We start from the raw sequence: 18561 nt of genomic DNA, 5'->3' as shown, positions 1-18561 counted from the left end.
CGTGCCCCGCGCGCCCCGCGCGCGCCGCCCCCAGGCTCGCTGCCGGGGCCACCTGGCAAGGTGGGACGCATGTCCACCGCCACCCCCCGGAAGCGCCGCCGCCGCTGGCCCGTCGTGCTCGTCGTCGTCCTGGTCGTCCTCGCCGCACTCGTCGTGATCGCCGAGTTCGTCCTCCGCGGGGTCGTCGACCGCATCATCGCGCAGCAGGTCGAGCAGTCGCTGCCGTCCGGCGCCACCGGCGAGGTCGAGGCGCACGCGAAGGGCATCGTCATCCCGCAACTGATCAGCGGGCAGCTCGACGAGGTCGAGATCTCCTCCGAGAAGCTCACGATCGACGGCATCCCGCTCGCGGCCGACGTCACCGCGCGGGACGTGCCCGTGGACGGCAAGGGCGACGTGCGCGACGTCGACGGCCACGTCCGGCTGGCGGCCACGTCCGTGAAGGACCTCGCCAAGTACAGCCCGCTGTTCGACCGCCTCAGCCTCGTCGACGGCGGGGTCGAGCTCTCGGGCAAGGCCGCGGTCCTCGGCTACGACATCACCTACGCGGCGAAGGGCGACGTCGCCGCGCAGGACGACGGCAAGGGCATAACGATCACGCCGAAGACGGTGCGGATCACGAACTCGTCGCTCGGTCTCAAGGTGGACTCGATCCCGGGTGTCACGAACGTCCCGGTCGAGGTCTGCACCGCCAGGTTCCTGCCGGAGGGGCTCCTCGTGCGGTCGCTCGACGTCACCGCCTCCGAGGCGACGGTCCGCGTCACGGCGGACTCCCTGCCGCTCAACGAGGCGGGGCTGCAGACGGTCGGCTCGTGCTCGTAGCCGCGGGGCGCGTAACGCGGCCCAGGAGGCGCGGCTCGGCTCGGTAGGATCGGGTCCCGTGAGCGAGAACCCCCTTGCCCCGCAGCACCTGCGGTTCCCGACGGACGCCTCCGCGCTGACCGCGCGGATCTGGCCCGCTTCCGCGACCCGGACCGACGACGGCGAGCTCGTCGTGGGCGGGGTCACCGCGTCCGACCTCGTGGAGCAGTTCGGCACGCCGCTGTACGTGGTCGACGAACGCGACGTGCAGTCCCGTGCGGTGCGGGTGCGGAACGCGTTCACCGAGGCGTTCGAGCGGATCGGTACCCGGGCGCACGTCTACTACGCGGGCAAGGCGTTCCTGACGACCCAGGTCGCGGCGTGGATGGCGGAGGCCGACCTCCGCGTGGACGTCTGCACCGGCGGCGAGCTCGCGGTGGCCCTGGCCGGGGGAGTCGACCCGGCACTGCTGGGCTTCCACGGCAACGACAAGTCGGACGCCGAGATCGCCCGTGCGGTCGAGGTCGGCGTCGGCACCATCGTCCTCGACAGCCACGAGGAGATCGGACGCGTCGCCCGTGCCGCCGCCGACGCCGGTGTCGTGCAGCGCGTGCGCATCCGGATCAACAGCGGGGTGCACGCCTCGACGCACGAGTACCTGGCGACCGCGCGCGAGGACCAGAAGTTCGGCATCCCCCTGACCGAGGCCGTCACCGCAGCCGCTGCCGTGCGCGCCGAGCCCTCGCTCGCCTTCGTCGGCCTGCACTCGCACATCGGCTCGCAGATCTTCGACGAGTCCGGCTTCCGCGAGGCCGCGCGTCGCCTGATGGACGTGCACGCCACGCTCGTCGCGACCGGCCCGGTGCCCGAGCTCAACCTCGGCGGCGGCTGGGGCATCGACTACACCGAGGCCGACTCGGCGTTCGAGCCGGAGGACGTCGCCGACGCGCTCGCGACCATCGTCGCCGAGGCCTGCGCCGAGCGGGACATCCCGGTGCCCGAGATCGCGGTCGAGCCCGGCCGGTACATCGTCGGCCCCGCCGGGATCACGCTCTACCGGGTGGGGACGATCAAGCCCGTGGCGCTCGAGGTCGGGATCGACGACGACGCGGACGCCTCGGCGACCCGGACGTACGTCTCGGTCGACGGCGGCATGAGCGACAACGCCCGACCCGCGCTCTACGGCGCCGACTACACCGCGCGGCTCGCCCGCACCTCCGACGCGCCCGCCGTCCTCAGTCGCGTCGTCGGCAAGCACTGCGAGTCCGGGGACATCGTCGTGAACGACGAGTACCTGCCGGGCGACGTGCACCGCGGCGATCTCCTGGCCGTCGCCGCCACGGGTGCGTACTGCTGGAGCCTGGCGAGCAACTACAACCACGTCGGCCGCCCGCCGGTCGTGGCGGTCGCCGACGGCGTACCCCGTATCCTCGTGCGTGGCGAGTCGATCGACGACCTCCTCGCCCGCGACACCGGGGTGGTCCCGGGGGCCTGAGCCCCTCGGACGACCCGACTCCCCACGAACAGGACCCGCACCAGATGATCGAATACCGCAACGTCCGCGTCGCGCTGCTCGGAGCCGGCTCGGTCGGTTCCCAGGTGGCGCGGCTGCTCCTCGAACACGGCGACGAGTTGGCCTCGCGCGCCGGAGCCGGCCTCGAGCTCGTCGGGATCGCGGTGCGCGACCTCGACGCCCCGCGCGACGTCGACCTGCCGAAGGAGCTCTTCACGACGGACGCGGCGTCGCTCATCCTCGGCGCGGACATCGTCGTCGAGCTGATCGGCGGCATCGAGCCGGCACGGACGCTCGTGCTCCAGGCGCTGCAGTCCGGCGCCGACGTCGTCACCGGCAACAAGGCCCTGCTGGCGACCCACGGCCCGGAGCTCTTCGCCGTCGCCGAGCAGGTCGGCGCACAGCTCTACTACGAGGCCGCCGTCGCCGGCGCGATCCCGATCATCCGCCCGCTGCACGACTCCCTCGCGGGTGACCGCATCGAGCGCATCATGGGCATCGTCAACGGCACGACCAACTTCATCCTCGACCTCATGGACCGCGAGGGCTCGACGTTCGAGGACGCCCTCGCGACGGCCACCGAGCTGGGCTACGCCGAGGCCGACCCGACCGCCGACATCGAGGGCTACGACGCCGCGCAGAAGGCCGCGATCCTGGCGTCGCTGGCGTTCCACACCTCGGTGCCGCTCGCGGCGGTCCACCGCGAGGGGATCACCTCGGTGACGATCGAGCAGGTCCGGGCCGCGCGCAAGGCCGGGTACGTCGTGAAGATCCTGGCGACCGCCGAGCGCCTGACCGACGAGCAGGGCACCGAGGGCGTCAGCGCACGCGTGTACCCGGCGCTCGTGCCGGAGTCGCACCCGCTCGCAAGCGTGCACGGGGCGAAGAACGCCGTGTTCGTCGAGGCCGAGGCCGCCGGCGACCTGATGTTCTACGGCGCCGGCGCCGGCGGGGTGGAGACCGCCTCGGCCGTCCTCGGCGACCTCGTCTCCGCTGCCAGACGGCACGTGATCGGTGGACCCGGCATCGCCGAGTCGACCCAGGCCGCGCTGCCGGTCTTCCCGATCGGTACCGTCCGCACGCGCTACCAGATCACGTTGCACGTCACGGACGCCCCCGGTGTCCTGTCGACCGTCGCCGGCGTCCTCGCCAAGCACGGCGTCAGCGTCGAGACCGTCGAGCAGACGACCGCGGGTGCCTCCGAGGGCACCGCGACGCTCGTCATCGGCACCCACCTCGCGCGGGAAGCCGCGCTGGCGGACACTGTCCGCACCCTCCGCGGCGAGGACGTGGTCCTGGACGTGACCAGTGTCCTGCGCTTCGTCGGCGCCTGACGCACCACGCGCCTCCAGGCCCACCACCGACCACCACCAGACCGAACCTCCGGACAGAGAGAGAAGCCTCATGGCCCACCAGTGGCAGGGTGTCCTGCGCGAGTACGCCGACCGCCTCGACGTCACCGAAGCGACGCCCGTCGTCACGCTCGGTGAGGGCGGGACCCCGCTCATCCCGGCGCGCCGCCTGTCCGAGCGCACCGGGGCCGAGGTCTACGTCAAGTTCGAGGGGATGAACCCGACCGGGTCGTTCAAGGACCGCGGCATGACGATGGCGATCTCGAAGGCCGTCGAGCACGGCGCGAAGGCCGTCATCTGCGCCTCGACCGGCAACACGAGCGCCTCGGCCGCCGCGTACGCCACGCACGCCGGCATCACCGCCGCGGTGCTCGTGCCCGAGGGCAAGATCGCCATGGGCAAGCTCAGCCAGGCCGTCGCGCACGACGCCCAGCTGCTGCAGGTGCAGGGCAACTTCGACGACTGCCTCGACATCGCGCGCGACCTCGCCGCGAACTACCCGGTGCACCTGGTGAACTCGGTCAACAACGACCGCATCGAGGGCCAGAAGACCGCCGCGTTCGAGGTCGTCGACGTCCTCGGCGACGCGCCGGACTTCCACTTCCTGCCGGTGGGCAACGCCGGCAACTACACGGCCTACTCCCGCGGGTACCGCGAGGACGTCGCCGCCGGTCGGTCGACGAAGCTCCCGCGCATGTTCGGCTTCCAGGCAGCCGGCTCGGCACCGATCGTCCGCGGCGAGGTCGTCAAGCAGCCGGACACCATCGCGTCGGCGATCCGCATCGGCAACCCGGCGTCGTGGCAGTTCGCCCTCGAGGCTCGTGACGAGACCGACGGCTACTTCGGTGCCATCACCGACGAGGGCATCCTCGCCGCGCACCGCATCCTCTCCGCCGAGGTCGGCGTGTTCGTCGAGCCCGCCTCGGCCATCGGCGTCGCCGGACTCCTCGAGCGTGCCGACGCCGGTGTCGTGCCGCAGGGCGCGAAGGTCGTCATCACGGTGACCGGCCACGGCCTCAAGGACCCGCAGTGGGCCCTCCGCACGCAGGACGGCGGCGAGGTCGCCCCGACGAGCGTCCCCGTCGACACCAAGTCGGTCGCCGACGTGCTCGGACTGGTCGGCGCCGAGTGAGCCCCGACCGCTCGTCCGGACCGGGGGAGGGCACGACCGCCCAGATCGCTGTACCGGCCGGACGGGCGGTCCGCGTACGAGTACCGGCGACCTCGGCGAACCTCGGACCGGGTTTCGACTCGCTCGGCCTCGCCCTGTCGCTCTACGACGAGGTGGTCGTCCGGGTCCGGCCCGAACCCGGCGCGACCGTCACGGTCGACGGAGTCGGCGCCGGCGAGGTCGCCACGGACGACACGAACCTCGTCGTCCGTGCGGTCCGCCGCGGTCTCGAGCACGCCGGCGTCGCCCTGCAGCCCGGACTCGAGCTGCACGCGGTGAACGCCATCCCGCACGGCCGGGGGATGGGATCCTCCGCCGCGGCGATCGTCGCCGGGTTGATGGCCGCGCGGGGGTTGCTCGAGGGAGTCGTCGACCTCGACGCCTCGACGCTGCTCACGCTCGCGACCGAGATGGAGGGGCACCCGGACAACGTGGCACCCGCGCTCTTCGGCGGCCTGACGATCGCGTGGATGACGGCCGAGGGGCCGGCGTACAAGCGCCTGCTCGTCCACCGCGGAGTCTCGCCGGTGGTCTTCGTGCCGACCTCGACGCTCTCGACGAAGCTCGCGCGCTCCCTGCAGCCGGCGAGCGTCCCGCACGAGGACGCCGCGTTCAACGTCTCCCGGTCCGCCCTGCTCGTGGCCGCCCTCATCCAGAGCCCGGAGCTGCTCCTGGCGGCGACCGAGGACCGGTTGCACCAGGCCTACCGCGCCAGTGCCATGCCCGAGACCGACGCCCTGATCGGCCTGCTGCGACAGCACGGCCTCGCCGCGGTCGTCTCCGGGGCCGGCCCGAGCCTCCTGGTCCTCGGCAGCGACCCCGCGCAGCGCCTGACCGCGGCGGACCTCGTGTCGCGACACGGGGAATCCGACTGGCGGGCGCTCATGCTGGCTGTCGACCTCGGTGGTGCTACAGTGGTGCCGCACTCGGCGCTCCGAGCCGAACTCGCGTAGGCAGCAGGAACCTCCTCGCCACGCTGGCTCCGGTGCGCGGGGGCGATCTCTTTCTGATCACCGAATCCCGGTCCGTCGTCTGAACGGCGGTCGATGCATACCCGTGCATCCGGGACGGTGGAAACTCTCCGCGTTCTGCGGTTCGAAAGGAAACACCGACCTTGACGAACGTCAACGACTCCACCCCGGTGGAGATCCCCAGCGATCTGCGCGCCCTCCGGCTCCCGGAACTCCAGCGCATCGCGTCATCCCTCGGCATCACGGGGCTGTCGAAGCTCCGCAAGGGCGACCTCATCGCATCGATCGAGGACAAGCGTCCCGCGACGGACGACACCGCCGAGCAGCCCGAGCATCAGCCCGAGCAGCCGACGCTGCCCGAGCCGACCGAGGCTCCGGCAGCACCTGCGGACGAGCCCGCCGCCGACGCCCCGGTCGCCACCGAGGCTCCGGCCGAGCAGCCGGCGTCCTCGCGGGCCCGCCGTTCGCGCCGCGCGTCGTCGGGCGGCACCGTGAGCGCCGCGCCGACGTCGGCCGCCGAGCACACCAACCACGGTCAGACCGGCACCGAGGACCTCCTCGCCGGGCTCGACCAGGTCCGCGCCGAGAAGGACGCGCAGGAAGCCGCGCAGACCGGCGGGCAGCGTCGTGGCCGCGGGCAGCGCGACCAGCAGGCGCAGCAGCCCGCTGGAACGCAGGACGCCGCCCAGGAGGCGCGGGTCGACTCCCAGACGCCGGCTGCGGACGAGCAGTCCACCGGTGACACCGCCGGCTCCACCGAGTCGGGCGACCAGAACGACCAGCAGGGCGAGGGCGGCTCGCGCCGCGGTCGTCGCAGCCGTGGTCGCGGTCGTGGCCGTGGACAGAACGCCGAGAACGGCGAGCAGGGCGGCGACCAGAACGGTCGCGACAACGCGCCGAAGGGCGACGCCGCGCAGAAGAACGGTCAGAACGGCCAGCAGGGCGAGCAGAAGAACGCCCAGCAGGACGACGCCAAGAACGAGCAGAAGCAGAACGGCCAGCAGCAGAAGCAGCAGAACGGCCAGCAGCAGCAGAAGCAGGGCCAGCAGAACGCCGACGAGTCCGAGGGGGGCCGCAGCCGTCGCCAGCGTGACCGCAAGCGCGGCCGTGGCGGCCAGAACGACGAGTTCGAGCCGGAGATCACCGAGGACGACGTCCTCATCCCGATCGCGGGCATCCTCGACGTCCTCGACAACTACGCCTTCGTGCGCACGACCGGGTACCTGCCCGGCCCGAACGACGTCTACGTCTCGCTCGGTCAGGTGAAGAAGTACCACCTGCGCAAGGGCGACGCGGTCGTCGGCGCGATCAAGCAGCCGCGTGACAACGAGCAGCAGAGCCGCCAGAAGTACAACGCGCTCGTGAAGGTCGACTCGGTCAACGGGCAGACGGCAGAAGAGGCCGCCGCGCGCGTGGACTTCCAGGACCTCACCCCGCTGTACCCGAACGAGCGTCTCCGCCTCGAGACCGAGCCGTCGAAGCTCAGCACGCGGATCATCGACCTCGTGTCGCCGATCGGCAAGGGCCAGCGCGGCCTCATCGTCTCGCCGCCGAAGGCCGGCAAGACCGTCGTGCTGCAGGCCATCGCCAACGCGATCGCGAAGAACAACCCCGAGGCGCACCTCATGGTCGTCCTCGTCGACGAGCGGCCCGAAGAGGTCACCGACATGCAGCGCTCGGTGAAGGGCGAGGTCATCGCCTCGACCTTCGACCGCCCGGCCGAGGACCACACCACGGTCGCCGAGCTCGCCATCGAGCGTGCGAAGCGCCTCGTCGAGCTCGGCCACGACGTGGTCCTGCTCCTCGACTCGATCACCCGCCTCGGTCGCGCCTACAACCTGGCCACGCCGGCCTCGGGTCGCGTGCTGTCCGGTGGCGTCGACTCGGCCGCGCTGTACCCGCCGAAGCGCTTCTTCGGCGCCGCGCGCAACATCGAGGACGGCGGCTCGCTGACCATCCTCGCGACCGCACTCGTCGAGACCGGCTCCAAGATGGACGAGGTCATCTTCGAGGAGTTCAAGGGCACCGGCAACATGGAGCTCCGCCTGAACCGTCACCTGGCGGACAAGCGCATCTTCCCGGCGGTCGACGTCAACGCGTCCGGCACCCGTCGCGAGGAGCAGCTGCTCTCCGCCGACGAGGTCAAGATCACGTGGCGCCTGCGCCGTGCCCTCGCCGGGCTCGACCCCCAGCAGGCACTCGAGATCGTGCTGCGGAACCTCAAGGAGACGCAGTCGAACGTCGAGTTCCTGGTCCAGGTGCAGAAGTCGGTCCCCACGACCGGTGGGCACCACAACGGTCACCAGGAGTAACGCGTGTTCGAGTCGGTAGCAGGGCTGCTGGCGGAACACGAGGACCTGACGCAGCAGCTGTCGGACCCCGCGCTCCACGCCGACGCGGCCCGGGCGAAGAAGGTGAACCGGCGGTACGCCGAGCTCAACCAGATCAAGTCCGCGTACGAGGCCTGGAAGGCGGCGGGGGACGACCTCGCCGCCGCCCAGGAGCTCGCCCGCGAGGACGAGGCGTTCGCGGACGAGGTCCCGGTGCTCGAGGAGCAGCGGGCGGAGCGCCAGGAGCGTCTCCGCCGGCTGCTCATCCCGCGCGACCCCGATGACGGGCGCGACGTGATCATGGAGATCAAGGGCGGTGAGGGCGGCGAGGAGTCGGCGCTCTTCGCGGCCGACCTGCTGCGCATGTACTCGCACTACGCCGAGTCCAAGGGCTGGAAGGTCGAGATGCTCGAGCGCACCGAGAGCGACCTCGGTGGCTACAAGGACGTCCAGGTCGCGATCAAGTCGAACGCGACCGACCCGTCCCAGGGCGTGTGGGCGCACCTCAAGTACGAGGGCGGGGTGCACCGCGTGCAGCGGGTGCCGGCGACCGAGTCGCAGGGGCGCATCCACACCTCGACGACCGGCGTGCTCGTCTTCCCCGAGGTCGACGAGCCCGAAGAGGTCCAGATCAACCAGAACGACCTCAAGATCGACGTCTACCGGTCCTCCGGCCCCGGTGGCCAGTCCGTCAACACGACGGACTCGGCGGTCCGCATCACCCACCTGCCCACGGGCATCACGGTGGCGATGCAGAACGAGAAGTCGCAGCTGCAGAACCGCGAGGCCGGCATGCGCGTGCTCCGCGCCCGCATCCTCGCGAAGCAGCAGGAGGAGCTCGACGCCATCGCCTCGGACGCGCGCAAGTCGCAGATCCGCGGCATGGACCGGTCGGAGCGCATCCGCACGTACAACTTCCCGGAGAACCGCATCGCGGACCACCGCACCGGGTACAAGGCGTACGACCTCGACCGGGTCATGAACGGTGCCCTCGAGCCCGTCATCCAGTCCGCCATCCAGGCGGACGAAGAGGCACGTCTGGCCGCCGTCGGCGACCAGGACGCGTAGCCCAGGAGGCGCGACTCGCCGTGGGTGGTGACGGAACGTTCGCCGCGGATCGCCTCCTGCGCGAGGCGACCGCGGCGCTCGGCGCGGCCGGTGTCCCGACCCCGCAGGTGGACGCAGAGCTGCTGCTCGCCTGGGCGACCGACACCTCGCGCGGCGCGGTCCAGGCCCGCGCGATGACCGGGGGAGCGATCGCCCCGGAGCACGTCGAGCGCTTCCGGCACGCCGTCGCCCGGCGCACCACCCGGGAGCCGCTCCAACACATCACCGGCGAGGCGTACTTCCGTGCGCTGACCCTGGCGGTCGGACCCGGCGTGTTCGTCCCGCGACCGGAGACCGAGGGGGTCGTGCAGTTCGGCATCGACGCACTGCGGGCCACCGCGGTGCCGTCGCCGGTCGCCGTGGACCTCGGGTCCGGCAGCGGTGCCATCGCGATCGCCATGGACACCGAGGTGCCGAACGCGGTCGTGTACGCCGTCGAACGGTCGCCCGAGGCGCTCCCGTGGACCCGGCGGAACATCGACGCGCACGGCGGGACCGTCCGACTCGTCGAGGGTGACCTCGCAGATGCGCTGCCCGAGCTCGACGGCACCGTGTCCGTCGTCGTGTCGAACCCGCCGTACGTGCCCGACGACGCGGTGCCGATCGACCCCGAGGTCCGCGACCACGACCCGGCGATGGCGCTCTACGGCGGTCCGGACGGCCTCGACGCGGTACGGGCCCTCGCCGAGACCGCGTGGCGCCTGCTCGTCCCCGGGGGAGTCCTCGTCATCGAGCACGCCGAGCCGCAGGGCGCCGGTGTGCGCGCGGTCCTGGCGCGCCGGGGGTTCCGTTCGCCGGAGACGCACGTCGACCTGACGGGGCGCGACCGCACGACGACCGCGACGCGCTAGGCGGGCTCGACCCGCGCCTCCTGGGCCATGCGCGCCCCGCGTACCTGCCCGTTCCGGGCGTACCCGGTCGTTCCGCGCGTCCTTGCCCGTTCCTTCCCACCGGGTACGCGCGATCGCGCTTCCTACCGCACGCGTGATGGGAAGGATCAGGCGACGGCGGCCTCGTGCTGTTCCGCGACGAAGGCGAGGACGGCTTCGCGCAGGTCGGTGTGCTCCTCGACGAGGACCGCGTGGATGCCGACGCTGCGGGCACCCTCGACGTTGATCGGCATGTCGTCGGCGAAGAACGTGCGCTCGGCGGGGACGCCGTGGTGCTCGAGCGCGCGGAGGTAGACCTCGGGCTCGGGCTTGCGTGCCCCGAAGTTGCTCGTCGTGTCCAGGTGCTCGCCGAAGACCGGCGCGAGCGACGGCGCCCAGCGGTGGATCCACCGGCCGGCGAGCGGTCCGTTGTTCGTCAGGAGGCCGACGCGGCCGTGCTCGCTCGCGACGCGCACCGCCTCGATCCGCTCGGGCAGCTCGGTCATGGCGGCGCCGCGGATCCGCGCCCACTCGGTCTCGGGGACGTCGCAGCCCATGGCCTCGGCGAACGCGGCGAGGTACTCGTCGCCGTCGGCGTACCCGCCGGCCTCGGCGCGCTGCTCGTTGCCGCAGTCCCACCACCGGCGCCGGAGCTCCTGGAACTCGTGCCCGGTGAACTCGGCGAGTGCGGCCATCCGCACCTGCCAGTCGTACCGGACGAGGACCTCGTCCATGTCGAAGAGGAACAGGAGGCGGGGCGCGGGGGACTCGTTCACGATGCCACCCATTGTGTCGCACTATCATCGTCGAGTCATGGCATCCCGATACGACTGCACCGACTCCGACGGGCTCCTGACCGGGATGCGGCTCGCACGTGCCGCACTCGGGCGCGGAGAGCTCGTCGTGGTCCCCACCGACACCGTCTACGGCGTGGCCGCGGACGCCTTCAGCCAGGCCGCCGTCCAGCGGCTGCTCGACGCGAAGGGGCGCACCCGGCAGTCGCCGCCGCCGGTGCTCATCCCCGGCCCGCCGACCATGGACGCGCTCGCGAGCGACATCCCGCAGCAGGTGCGCGACCTCGTCGACGAGTTCTGGCCCGGCGGCCTCACGGTGATCCTCCGTGCGCAGCCGTCCCTCGACTGGGACCTCGGCGAGACGCGCGGCACCGTGGCGCTCCGGATGCCGGACTCGCGGATCGCCCTCGAACTCCTGCAAGAGGTCGGGCCGCTCGCGGTGTCCTCGGCGAACACGACGGGGGACCCGGCCGCGATGGACGCGGACCAGGCCGAGGCCATGCTCGGCGACAGTGTCGCGGTGTACCTCGACGGGGGCGCGCTCGAGCCGCACGAGGGCTTCGCGGAGTCGACCGGCTCGACGATCGTCGACGCCACGGGGCTCTCCGACGGTGGGAAGCTCCGCATCGTCCGCCACGGTGTGATCCCGGACGAGGAGATCACCAGGGTCGTCGGAGCCGACCTCGTCGGATGAAGTACTACCTGCTCGCCGGGGCCATCGCGGCCGTGGTGAGCTTCTGCGTCAGCTGGGTCGTCTGGAAGCTGGGGCTGAAGTACAAGTGGTACCCGAAGGTCCGCGAGCGGGACGTGCACCGCACGCCGACGCCCCGGCTCGGCGGCATCGCGATGTACATCGGCGTCATCGTGTCGCTGCTCGCGGCGTGGTTCCTCTTCCCGTCGATCGCGGGCACCGACTACTTCCGGCTGGTGTTCTCCGAACCGGGTCGTGTGCTGGCGGTGCTCGCGGGAGCGACCATCATCGTGGTCCTCGGTGTCGCCGACGACATCTGGGACCTCGACTGGATGACGAAGCTCGCCGGGCAGATCATCGCCGCGGGGATCCTCGCGTGGCAGGGCGTGGCGATCGTCTCGCTGCCGATCGGCAACACGCTCGGTGTCGGCTCGTCGTACATGAGCCTGATCTTCACGGTTTTGGCGGTCGTGCTGGTCATGAACGCGGTGAACTTCATCGACGGGCTCGACGGCCTCGTCGCGGGCGTGGCGATCATCGCCGGCGGCGTGTTCTTCCTCTACACGTTCTTCATCAACCGCGTGGTCGTGCAGACGGAGTTCTTCTTCAACCTGCCGTCGCTGCTCACCGCGGTGCTCGTCGGCGCGTGCTTCGGCTTCCTCATCCTCAACTGGCACCCCGCGAAGCTGTTCATGGGTGACGCGGGCGCGCTGCTCGTCGGCTTCCTCATGGCGACCAGTGCGGTGAGCGTGACGGGCAACATCGACCCCGCCGCGGTGCAGACCCGTCAGGCGCTGTTGCCGGCGTTCATCCCGATCCTGCTGCCGTTCGCGATCCTCATCGTGCCGATCCTCGACTTCGGCCTCGCGGTCACGCGCCGGCTCAGTGCCGGCAAGTCGCCGTTCTCGGCCGACCGGAAGCACCTGCACCACCGCCTGCTCGACATGGGGCACTCGCACTTCCACGCCGTGCTCATCTTCTACGCGTGGACGGCCACCGTGGCGATCGGCTGCCTGCTGTTCCTCTTCGTGGACTGGTACTGGGTGGTCGTCTTCGTCGCGGTCGGGTTCATCGTCTGCGCCGTGGCCACCTTCGCCCCGCTCGGTCGCAAGCGCGCCGAGTTCGCCGCACAGGTCGCCACCCGGTCGACCGCCGTGGTGGACGCCAGCCTCGACCCGCTCGACCGGGCCGCCAACGACCGCTCGATCCCAGGAGACAACTCGTGACCGCACCGAACGCGCTCGACCACGTCCGGCCGGTGTTCCGCCGCATCCTCGTCTGGGCCGGGCTGCTCGCCGTGGCCCTCGCCGTCCTCGGGGGAGTCGTCGGTCTGCTCGTCGCCGGGACGCCCGGGCTCGTGGCCGGGCTGCTCGGTGCCGTGCTGAGCGTGGTGTTCCTCGGGCTCACCGCGCTGTCGGTGCTCGTCGCGTTGCGCGTCTCGAAGGGGCAGATGATCTCGGGCGCCTTCTTCGGCATCGTGATGGGGACCTGGATCCTGAAGTTCGTGCTCTTCCTGGTCGTGCTCCTGCTGCTGCGCGACCGGGCCTGGGTCGACTTCCCCGTCCTCGCGATCGTCATCATCGTCGGGGTCGTCGGCTCCCTGGTCATCGACGTCGTCGCGGTCGCCAGGGCCCGGATCCCGATCGGCGTCGCGCTCCCCGGGGATGCGGCGCAGTCTGAGAATCCGCCCACGCGGGACTGAGAGCCCGGGAAGCCTCTCGCACCTGATAGGCTTCTCGGAGTCCGCGTCCGGAGCATTGCTCGGAGCGGGCGAGCCTCCACAACGTCCACCATCGCGTGCCATGCGTGCGCGCGCCGACACAGGAGACAGCGCTGCTATCCCACGCTCTTCCCCTGTCCCTCACCGCTGCGGGTAACACCGTCGCGGCGGGGAGCAGCAAGGCCGCCGAGTTCCATGGTCCGTCGATCAACGAGTTCTTCCCGGATGCGATCTTCTTCGCCGGGACGCCCTTCGAGATCGACCGACTCGTCATCATCCGGTTCATCGCCGTCGCGGTCCTGCTGCTGATCGGCATCATCGGGACCCGTTCGCTCAAGCTCGTCCCCGGCCGCGGCCAGGCGCTCATCGAGTACGCGTTCGACGTCGTCCGCCGGAACACCTTCGACAACCTGGGCGAGAAGGACGGCAAGCGGTTCCTCCCGCTGCTGGCCACGATCTTCTTCTCCGTGCTGTTCCTGAACCTCACGGGTCTGATCCCGGGGCTCAACCTGCAGGGCACCAGCCGCATCGCCTACCCGATGATCCTCGCGATCGTCGCCTACGTCGCGTTCATCTACGCGGGTCTTCGCAAGCACCCGGGCACCTTCCTCCGGAACGCGCTGTTCCCGCCCGGGGTGCCCTGGTACCTGTACATCATCGTGACGCCGATCGAGCTCGTCTCGACCTTCGTACTCCGTCCGGTGACGCTGACCCTGCGACTCCTGATGAACATGGTCGTCGGTCACCTGCTGCTCGTCCTCTTCTTCGCTGCCACGCAGTTCTTCTTCTTCGACGCCTCGCTCGGTTTCAAGGCGTTCGGAGTCGGGACGCTCGCGTTCGGCATCGCGTTCAGCTTCTTCGAGATCCTGGTCGCGCTGCTGCAGGCGTACGTCTTCATGCTGCTGACCGCGGTGTACATCCAGCTCGCGCTGGCTGACGAGCACTGACCAACGACCTGACCTGACCCCCATTACGGCACGGCATCCGCCGGGCCGCATCTGAAAGGAAAACACGTGGACGCAACGACCGTTCTCGCGGAAATCTCCGGCAACATCGCGACGGTGGGCTACGGCCTCGCGGCGATCGGCCCGGCCATCGGCGTGGGCATCGTCGTCGGCAAGACGATCGAGTCCGTCGCTCGCCAGCCGGAGCTCCAGGGCCGCCTGACGACCCTCATGTACATCGGTATCGCCTTCACCGAGGCCCTCGCCTTCATCGGTATCGCGACGTACTTCATCTTCACCAACTAAGGCCTCTCGATGCAGAACGCACTCATCATCGCGGCCGAGGAGACGCACAATCCCCTCGTACCGCCGCTGTACGACATCGTGTGGTCCGCGGTGGCGTTCGTCGTCATCCTGCTGGTCTTCTGGCGGGTCATCATCCCGCGGATCACCAAGATGCTCGACGAGCGCACCGAGGCCATCGAGGGTGGCATCAAGAAGGCGGAGGCTGCTCAGGAGCAGGCCGCTGCCGCGCTCGACGAGTACAACAAGCAGCTGGCGGAGGCTCGTGCCGAGGCATCGCGCATCCGTGAGCAGGCCCGTGCCGACGCGAACGCCATCGGCAACGAGCTCCGCGAGCAGGCGCAGGCCGATGCAGCACGCATCACCGCCAACGCACAGGCCCAGATCGAGGCCGAGCGTCAGAGCGCTCTCCAGTCGCTCCGTACCGAGGTCGGCTCGCTCGCTCTGGACCTCGCGTCCGGTGTGATCGGGGAGTCCCTCAAGGACGACGCGAAGTCGAACGCCGTCGTGGACCGCTTCCTCGCGGACCTCGAGGCGTCCAAGGCCGGGGAGCGCTGAGCATGCGCAGCGCCACCAGGGAAGCACTCGCGTCCACGAGGGCGGTGCTCGCCGACCTCGGCAGCACCGCCGACCTGGCCACGGGTGCCGAGATCCTCGCCTCCGGGCGTGCGATCGCCGGTGCGCCGCAGCTGCTCGGTCTGCTGTCCGACCCGACGGCCGATCCGGCCGGCAAGAAGGTCGTCCTCGACCGCGTCTTCGCCGGTCAGTCGGACGCGACGCGTGCGGTCCTGACCGCGGTGGCCGGCTCCCGCTGGTCCTCGCAGGAGGACCTCCTCGCGGGCATCGAGGACGCGGGCATCCGTGCCGTCGCCGCCACCGTGGGGCCCGAGACCTCGATCGAGTCGGAGCTGTTCGCCTTCGAGACCGCCGTCCGCTCGGACGCCGACCTCGAGCTGGCGCTCGGCACCAAGCTCGGCAGCCCGGTCGAGAAGGGCGCGCTCGTGGAGCGGCTGCTCGGCCCGAAGGCGTCGCAGCAGACCGTGACGATCCTCTCGGCGCTCGTGCAGCAGCCGCGGGGCCGTCGGATCGGCGAGCTGGTGCGCGAGGCGAGCCGGATCGTGGCCGACCAGGCGGACAAGCTCGTCGCCACGGTCATCACCGCGGTGCCGCTCGACGCCGGGCAGTCCGCACGCGTGGCCCGCGGCCTCGGTCAGCGGTACGGCAAGGACATCAGCATCAACCAGGTCGTCGACCCCTCGGTCGTCGGCGGGGTCCGGGTGCAGATCGGCGGCGACGTCATCGACGGCACCGTCTCCACGCGGCTCTCGGAGCTCCGGCTCCAGCTCGCCGGCTAGGCGTACCGTCGAAGCCGCTCCTCCCAAGTCCACAACGGGAACTGCCCAGTCAGGCAGCGTCACCCTCTCGGAGCCGAAGGGCCCCGGAAACCAACAAGGAAAATCCCATGGCAGACATCACCATCAGCCCCGATGAGATCCGTGATGCCCTGAAGGACTTCGTCTCGAACTACGAGCCGACGAAGGCCTCCACGGCCGAGGTCGGGCACGTCACCGACGCCGGCGACGGCATCGCGCACGTCGAGGGCCTCCCCGGCGTCATGGCCAACGAGCTCATCCGCTTCTCGGACGGCACGCTCGGCCTCGCGCAGAACCTCGACGAGGACGAGATCGGCGCCATCGTGCTCGGCGAGTTCGACGGCATCGAAGAGGGCATGGAGGTCACCCGCACCGGCGAGGTCCTCTCCGCCCCGGTCGGCGACGGCTTCCTCGGCCGCGTGGTCGACCCGCTCGGCAACCCGATCGACGGTCTCGGCGAGATCGCCGCCGAGGGCCGTCGCGCCCTCGAGCTCCAGGCTCCGGGCGTCATGTCCCGCAAGTCGGTCCACGAGCCGCTCCAGACCGGCATCAAGGCCATCGACGCGATGATCCCCGTCGGCCGCGGTCAGCGTCAGCTGATCATCGGCGACCGCCAGACCGGCAAGACGGCCATCGCGATCGACACGATCATCAACCAGAAGGCCAACTGGGAGTCCGGCGACGTCGACAAGCAGGTCCGCTGCATCTACGTCGCGATCGGTCAGAAGGGCTCCACGATCGCCTCCGTCAAGGGTGCGCTGGAGGACGCCGGTGCGATGGAGTACACCACCATCGTCGCTGCTCCCGCCTCCGACCCGGCCGGCTTCAAGTACCTCGCCCCCTACACCGGTTCGGCCATCGGCCAGCACTGGATGTACGGCGGCAAGCACGTCCTGATCATCTTCGACGACCTGTCGAAGCAGGCCGAGGCCTACCGCGCCGTGTCCCTCCTCCTCCGCCGTCCGCCGGGCCGCGAGGCCTACCCGGGCGACGTCTTCTACCTGCACTCCCGTCTGCTGGAGCGTTGCGCGAAGCTGTCGGACGACCTGGGCGCCGGCTCGATGACGGGTCTCCCGATCATCGAGACCAAGGCGAACGACGTCTCGGCGTACATCCCGACCAACGTGATCTCGATCACCGACGGCCAGATCTTCCTGCAGTCCGACCTCTTCAACGCGAACCAGCGTCCGGCGGTCGACGTGGGCATCTCGGTGTCGCGAGTCGGCGGTGACGCACAGGTCAAGTCGATCAAGAAGGTCTCCGGCACGCTCAAGCTCGAGCTCGCGCAGTACCGCTCGCTCGAGGCGTTCGCGATGTTCGCGTCCGACCTCGACCAGGCGTCGCGTCGTCAGCTCGACCGTGGTGCACGCCTGACCGAGCTCCTCAAGCAGCCGCAGTACTCGCCGTACCCGGTCGAGGAGCAGGTCGTCTCGATCTGGGCCGGCACGAACGGCAAGCTCGACGAGGTCCCGGTGTCGGACGTGCTCCGCTTCGAGTCGGAGCTGCTCGAGCACCTCCGTCGCAACTCGGACGTCCTCACCACCCTGCGCGAGACCAACCAGCTCAGCGACGAGACCGTCGCCGCGATGGACCGCGAGATCGATGCCTTCACGAAGGGCTTCCAGACGAGCGACGGCAAGACGCTCGGCTCGGAGCAGTTCGAGTCCGCGTCGTCCGAGGACGTCGACCAGGAGCAGATCGTCAAGGGTCGTCGCTAGATGGCAGCGCAGGTCCGGGTCTACCGACAGAGGATCAAGTCCGCGAAGACCACGAAGAAGGTCACGCGCGCGATGGAACTGATCTCGGCGTCGCGGATCCAGAAGGCACAGGCCCGCATGGCCGCGTCCGGCCCGTACTCGCGGGCCGTGACGCGGGCGGTGTCGGCCGTGGCGACGTTCTCGAACGTCGACCACGTGCTGACCACCGAGCCGGAGTCCTCGACGCGTGCCGCCGTCGTGCTGTTCACCTCGGACCGCGGTCTGAACGGTGCGTTCAGCACGAACGTCCTCAAGCAGGGTGAGGAACTCGCGTCCCTCCTCCGCAGCGAGGGCAAGGAGGTCGTGTTCTACCTCGTCGGTCGCAAGGCCGTGGGGTACTTCAGCTTCCGTGAGCGTCCGTCGGAGCAGCAGTGGGTCGGCGGCACCGACCAGCCCGAGTTCTCGACGGCCAAGGAGATCGGCGACGCGGTCGTCGGCAAGTTCCTCCAGGACACGGCCGAGGGCGGCGTGGACGAGATCCACATCGTCTTCAACCGGTTCGTGAGCATCGCGACGCAGGAGCCGCAGGTCGTCCGTCTGCTGCCGCTCGAGGTCGTCGAGGGGGTCGAGGCGCCGTCGAACGACGAGCCGCTCCCGCTCTACGAGTTCGAGCCCGACGCAGACGCCGTGCTCGACGCACTGCTCCCGGTCTACATCGAGAGCCGCATCTTCAACGCCATGCTGCAGTCGGCTGCCTCCGAGCACGCCGCTCGCCAGAAGGCGATGAAGTCGGCGAGTGACAACGCGGACTCCCTCATCCGTGACTTCACCCGCCTCGCGAACAACGCCCGTCAGGCCGAGATCACGCAGCAGATCTCCGAGATCGTCGGCGGCGCCGACGCCCTCTCGTCGAAGAAGAAGTAGT

18 protein-coding genes are annotated in these 18561 nt (G+C 70.4%); 17 read left to right on the top strand and 1 reads right to left on the bottom strand.

Features of this window, described 5'->3' with window-relative positions; all coding sequences use genetic code 11:
- Positions 1-69: 69 nt before the first annotated feature.
- The 8 genes from Q7F20_RS07415 (at position 70) to prmC (ending at position 10096) form a co-directional block, all read left to right on the top strand.
- A complete protein-coding gene (locus tag Q7F20_RS07415; protein WP_305739467.1) occupies positions 70-822 on the top strand; it encodes an LmeA family phospholipid-binding protein in 753 nt (250 codons plus the stop codon).
- 58 nt (positions 823-880) lie between these two features.
- A complete protein-coding gene (lysA, locus tag Q7F20_RS07410) occupies positions 881-2296 on the top strand; it encodes a diaminopimelate decarboxylase (RefSeq protein WP_305739466.1) in 1416 nt (471 codons plus the stop codon).
- Positions 2297-2340: 44 nt separating this feature from the next.
- Complete coding sequence (locus tag Q7F20_RS07405) at positions 2341-3648, top strand: homoserine dehydrogenase (protein ID WP_305739465.1); 1308 nt, start codon at positions 2341-2343, stop codon at positions 3646-3648.
- A gap of 70 nt (positions 3649-3718) precedes the next feature.
- A complete protein-coding gene (thrC, locus tag Q7F20_RS07400; protein ID WP_305739464.1) occupies positions 3719-4798 on the top strand; it encodes a threonine synthase in 1080 nt (359 codons plus the stop codon).
- 44 nt (positions 4799-4842) lie between these two features.
- Complete coding sequence (gene thrB / locus Q7F20_RS07395; protein WP_305739470.1) at positions 4843-5790, top strand: homoserine kinase; 948 nt, start codon at positions 4843-4845, stop codon at positions 5788-5790.
- 161 nt (positions 5791-5951) lie between these two features.
- Positions 5952-8120, top strand: a complete 2169-nt coding sequence (gene rho, locus Q7F20_RS07390; RefSeq protein ID WP_305739463.1) for a transcription termination factor Rho — start codon at positions 5952-5954, stop codon at positions 8118-8120.
- A gap of 3 nt (positions 8121-8123) precedes the next feature.
- Positions 8124-9206: a peptide chain release factor 1 gene (prfA, locus tag Q7F20_RS07385; RefSeq protein WP_305739462.1), complete on the top strand. Its 1083-nt coding sequence runs from the start codon at positions 8124-8126 to the stop codon at positions 9204-9206.
- Positions 9207-9226: 20 nt separating this feature from the next.
- A complete protein-coding gene (gene prmC / locus Q7F20_RS07380) occupies positions 9227-10096 on the top strand; it encodes a peptide chain release factor N(5)-glutamine methyltransferase (protein ID WP_305739461.1) in 870 nt (289 codons plus the stop codon).
- Between the two features lie 146 nt (positions 10097-10242).
- Here prmC and Q7F20_RS07375 read toward each other — a convergent pair whose 3' ends face one another.
- Positions 10243-10890, bottom strand: coding sequence for an HAD family phosphatase (locus tag Q7F20_RS07375; protein ID WP_305739460.1), 648 nt, complete (start codon positions 10888-10890; stop codon positions 10243-10245).
- Between the two features lie 37 nt (positions 10891-10927).
- Between Q7F20_RS07375 and Q7F20_RS07370 the strand changes: the two genes are divergently transcribed.
- From Q7F20_RS07370 to Q7F20_RS07330, 9 genes are all read left to right on the top strand, one after another.
- Positions 10928-11602 (top strand): L-threonylcarbamoyladenylate synthase, encoded by a 675-nt coding sequence (locus Q7F20_RS07370; protein ID WP_305739459.1) that lies wholly within the window; start codon positions 10928-10930, stop codon positions 11600-11602.
- Positions 11599-12825 carry an MraY family glycosyltransferase gene (locus tag Q7F20_RS07365; protein ID WP_305739458.1) on the top strand — a complete coding sequence of 409 codons (1227 nt, stop codon included), beginning with the start codon at positions 11599-11601 and terminating at the stop codon, positions 12823-12825. The genes Q7F20_RS07370 and Q7F20_RS07365 overlap by 4 nt, the downstream gene beginning before the upstream one ends.
- A complete protein-coding gene (locus Q7F20_RS07360) occupies positions 12822-13301 on the top strand; it encodes a hypothetical protein (RefSeq protein WP_305739457.1) in 480 nt (159 codons plus the stop codon). Before Q7F20_RS07365 ends, Q7F20_RS07360 begins: the two co-directional genes overlap by 4 nt.
- A gap of 104 nt (positions 13302-13405) precedes the next feature.
- Positions 13406-14266 (top strand): F0F1 ATP synthase subunit A, encoded by an 861-nt coding sequence (gene atpB, locus Q7F20_RS07355; protein ID WP_370871635.1) that lies wholly within the window; start codon positions 13406-13408, stop codon positions 14264-14266.
- A gap of 66 nt (positions 14267-14332) precedes the next feature.
- Complete coding sequence (gene atpE / locus Q7F20_RS07350) at positions 14333-14569, top strand: ATP synthase F0 subunit C (protein WP_070416292.1); 237 nt, start codon at positions 14333-14335, stop codon at positions 14567-14569.
- A gap of 9 nt (positions 14570-14578) precedes the next feature.
- Entirely contained in the window at positions 14579-15124 is a 546-nt protein-coding gene (locus Q7F20_RS07345) for a F0F1 ATP synthase subunit B (RefSeq protein WP_305739456.1), read from the top strand.
- Between the two features lie 2 nt (positions 15125-15126).
- On the top strand, positions 15127-15921 hold the full coding sequence (locus Q7F20_RS07340) for a F0F1 ATP synthase subunit delta (RefSeq protein ID WP_305739455.1): 795 nt from the start codon (positions 15127-15129) through the stop codon (positions 15919-15921).
- 107 nt (positions 15922-16028) lie between these two features.
- Entirely contained in the window at positions 16029-17657 is a 1629-nt protein-coding gene (gene atpA / locus Q7F20_RS07335) for a F0F1 ATP synthase subunit alpha (RefSeq protein WP_305739454.1), read from the top strand.
- A complete protein-coding gene (locus tag Q7F20_RS07330; protein ID WP_305739453.1) occupies positions 17658-18560 on the top strand; it encodes a F0F1 ATP synthase subunit gamma in 903 nt (300 codons plus the stop codon).
- The last annotated feature ends 1 nt before the right edge of the window (position 18561 follow it).

It is taken from the genome of Curtobacterium sp. A7_M15 (genome assembly GCF_030705415.1).
Lineage (GTDB): Bacteria > Actinomycetota > Actinomycetes > Actinomycetales > Microbacteriaceae > Curtobacterium.
Note: the sequence above shows the minus strand (reverse complement) of the source record. Positions and strands in the feature narration are given on the sequence as shown.

Excerpts from the sequence above, each read along its gene's own strand:
- Q7F20_RS07340 (WP_305739455.1), top strand. The coding sequence starts at position 15,127 with ATGCGCAGCGCCACCAGGGAAGCACTCGCGTCCACGAGGGCGGTGCTC.
- atpA (WP_305739454.1), top strand. The coding sequence starts at position 16,029 with ATGGCAGACATCACCATCAGCCCCGATGAGATCCGTGATGCCCTGAAG.
- Q7F20_RS07345 (WP_305739456.1), top strand. The coding sequence starts at position 14,579 with ATGCAGAACGCACTCATCATCGCGGCCGAGGAGACGCACAATCCCCTC.
- Q7F20_RS07370 (WP_305739459.1), top strand. The coding sequence starts at position 10,928 with ATGGCATCCCGATACGACTGCACCGACTCCGACGGGCTCCTGACCGGG.
- Q7F20_RS07365 (WP_305739458.1), top strand. The coding sequence starts at position 11,599 with ATGAAGTACTACCTGCTCGCCGGGGCCATCGCGGCCGTGGTGAGCTTC.
- Q7F20_RS07405 (WP_305739465.1), top strand. The coding sequence starts at position 2,341 with ATGATCGAATACCGCAACGTCCGCGTCGCGCTGCTCGGAGCCGGCTCG.
- Q7F20_RS07415 (WP_305739467.1), top strand. The coding sequence starts at position 70 with ATGTCCACCGCCACCCCCCGGAAGCGCCGCCGCCGCTGGCCCGTCGTG.
- thrC (WP_305739464.1), top strand. The coding sequence starts at position 3,719 with ATGGCCCACCAGTGGCAGGGTGTCCTGCGCGAGTACGCCGACCGCCTC.
- Q7F20_RS07330 (WP_305739453.1), top strand. The coding sequence starts at position 17,658 with ATGGCAGCGCAGGTCCGGGTCTACCGACAGAGGATCAAGTCCGCGAAG.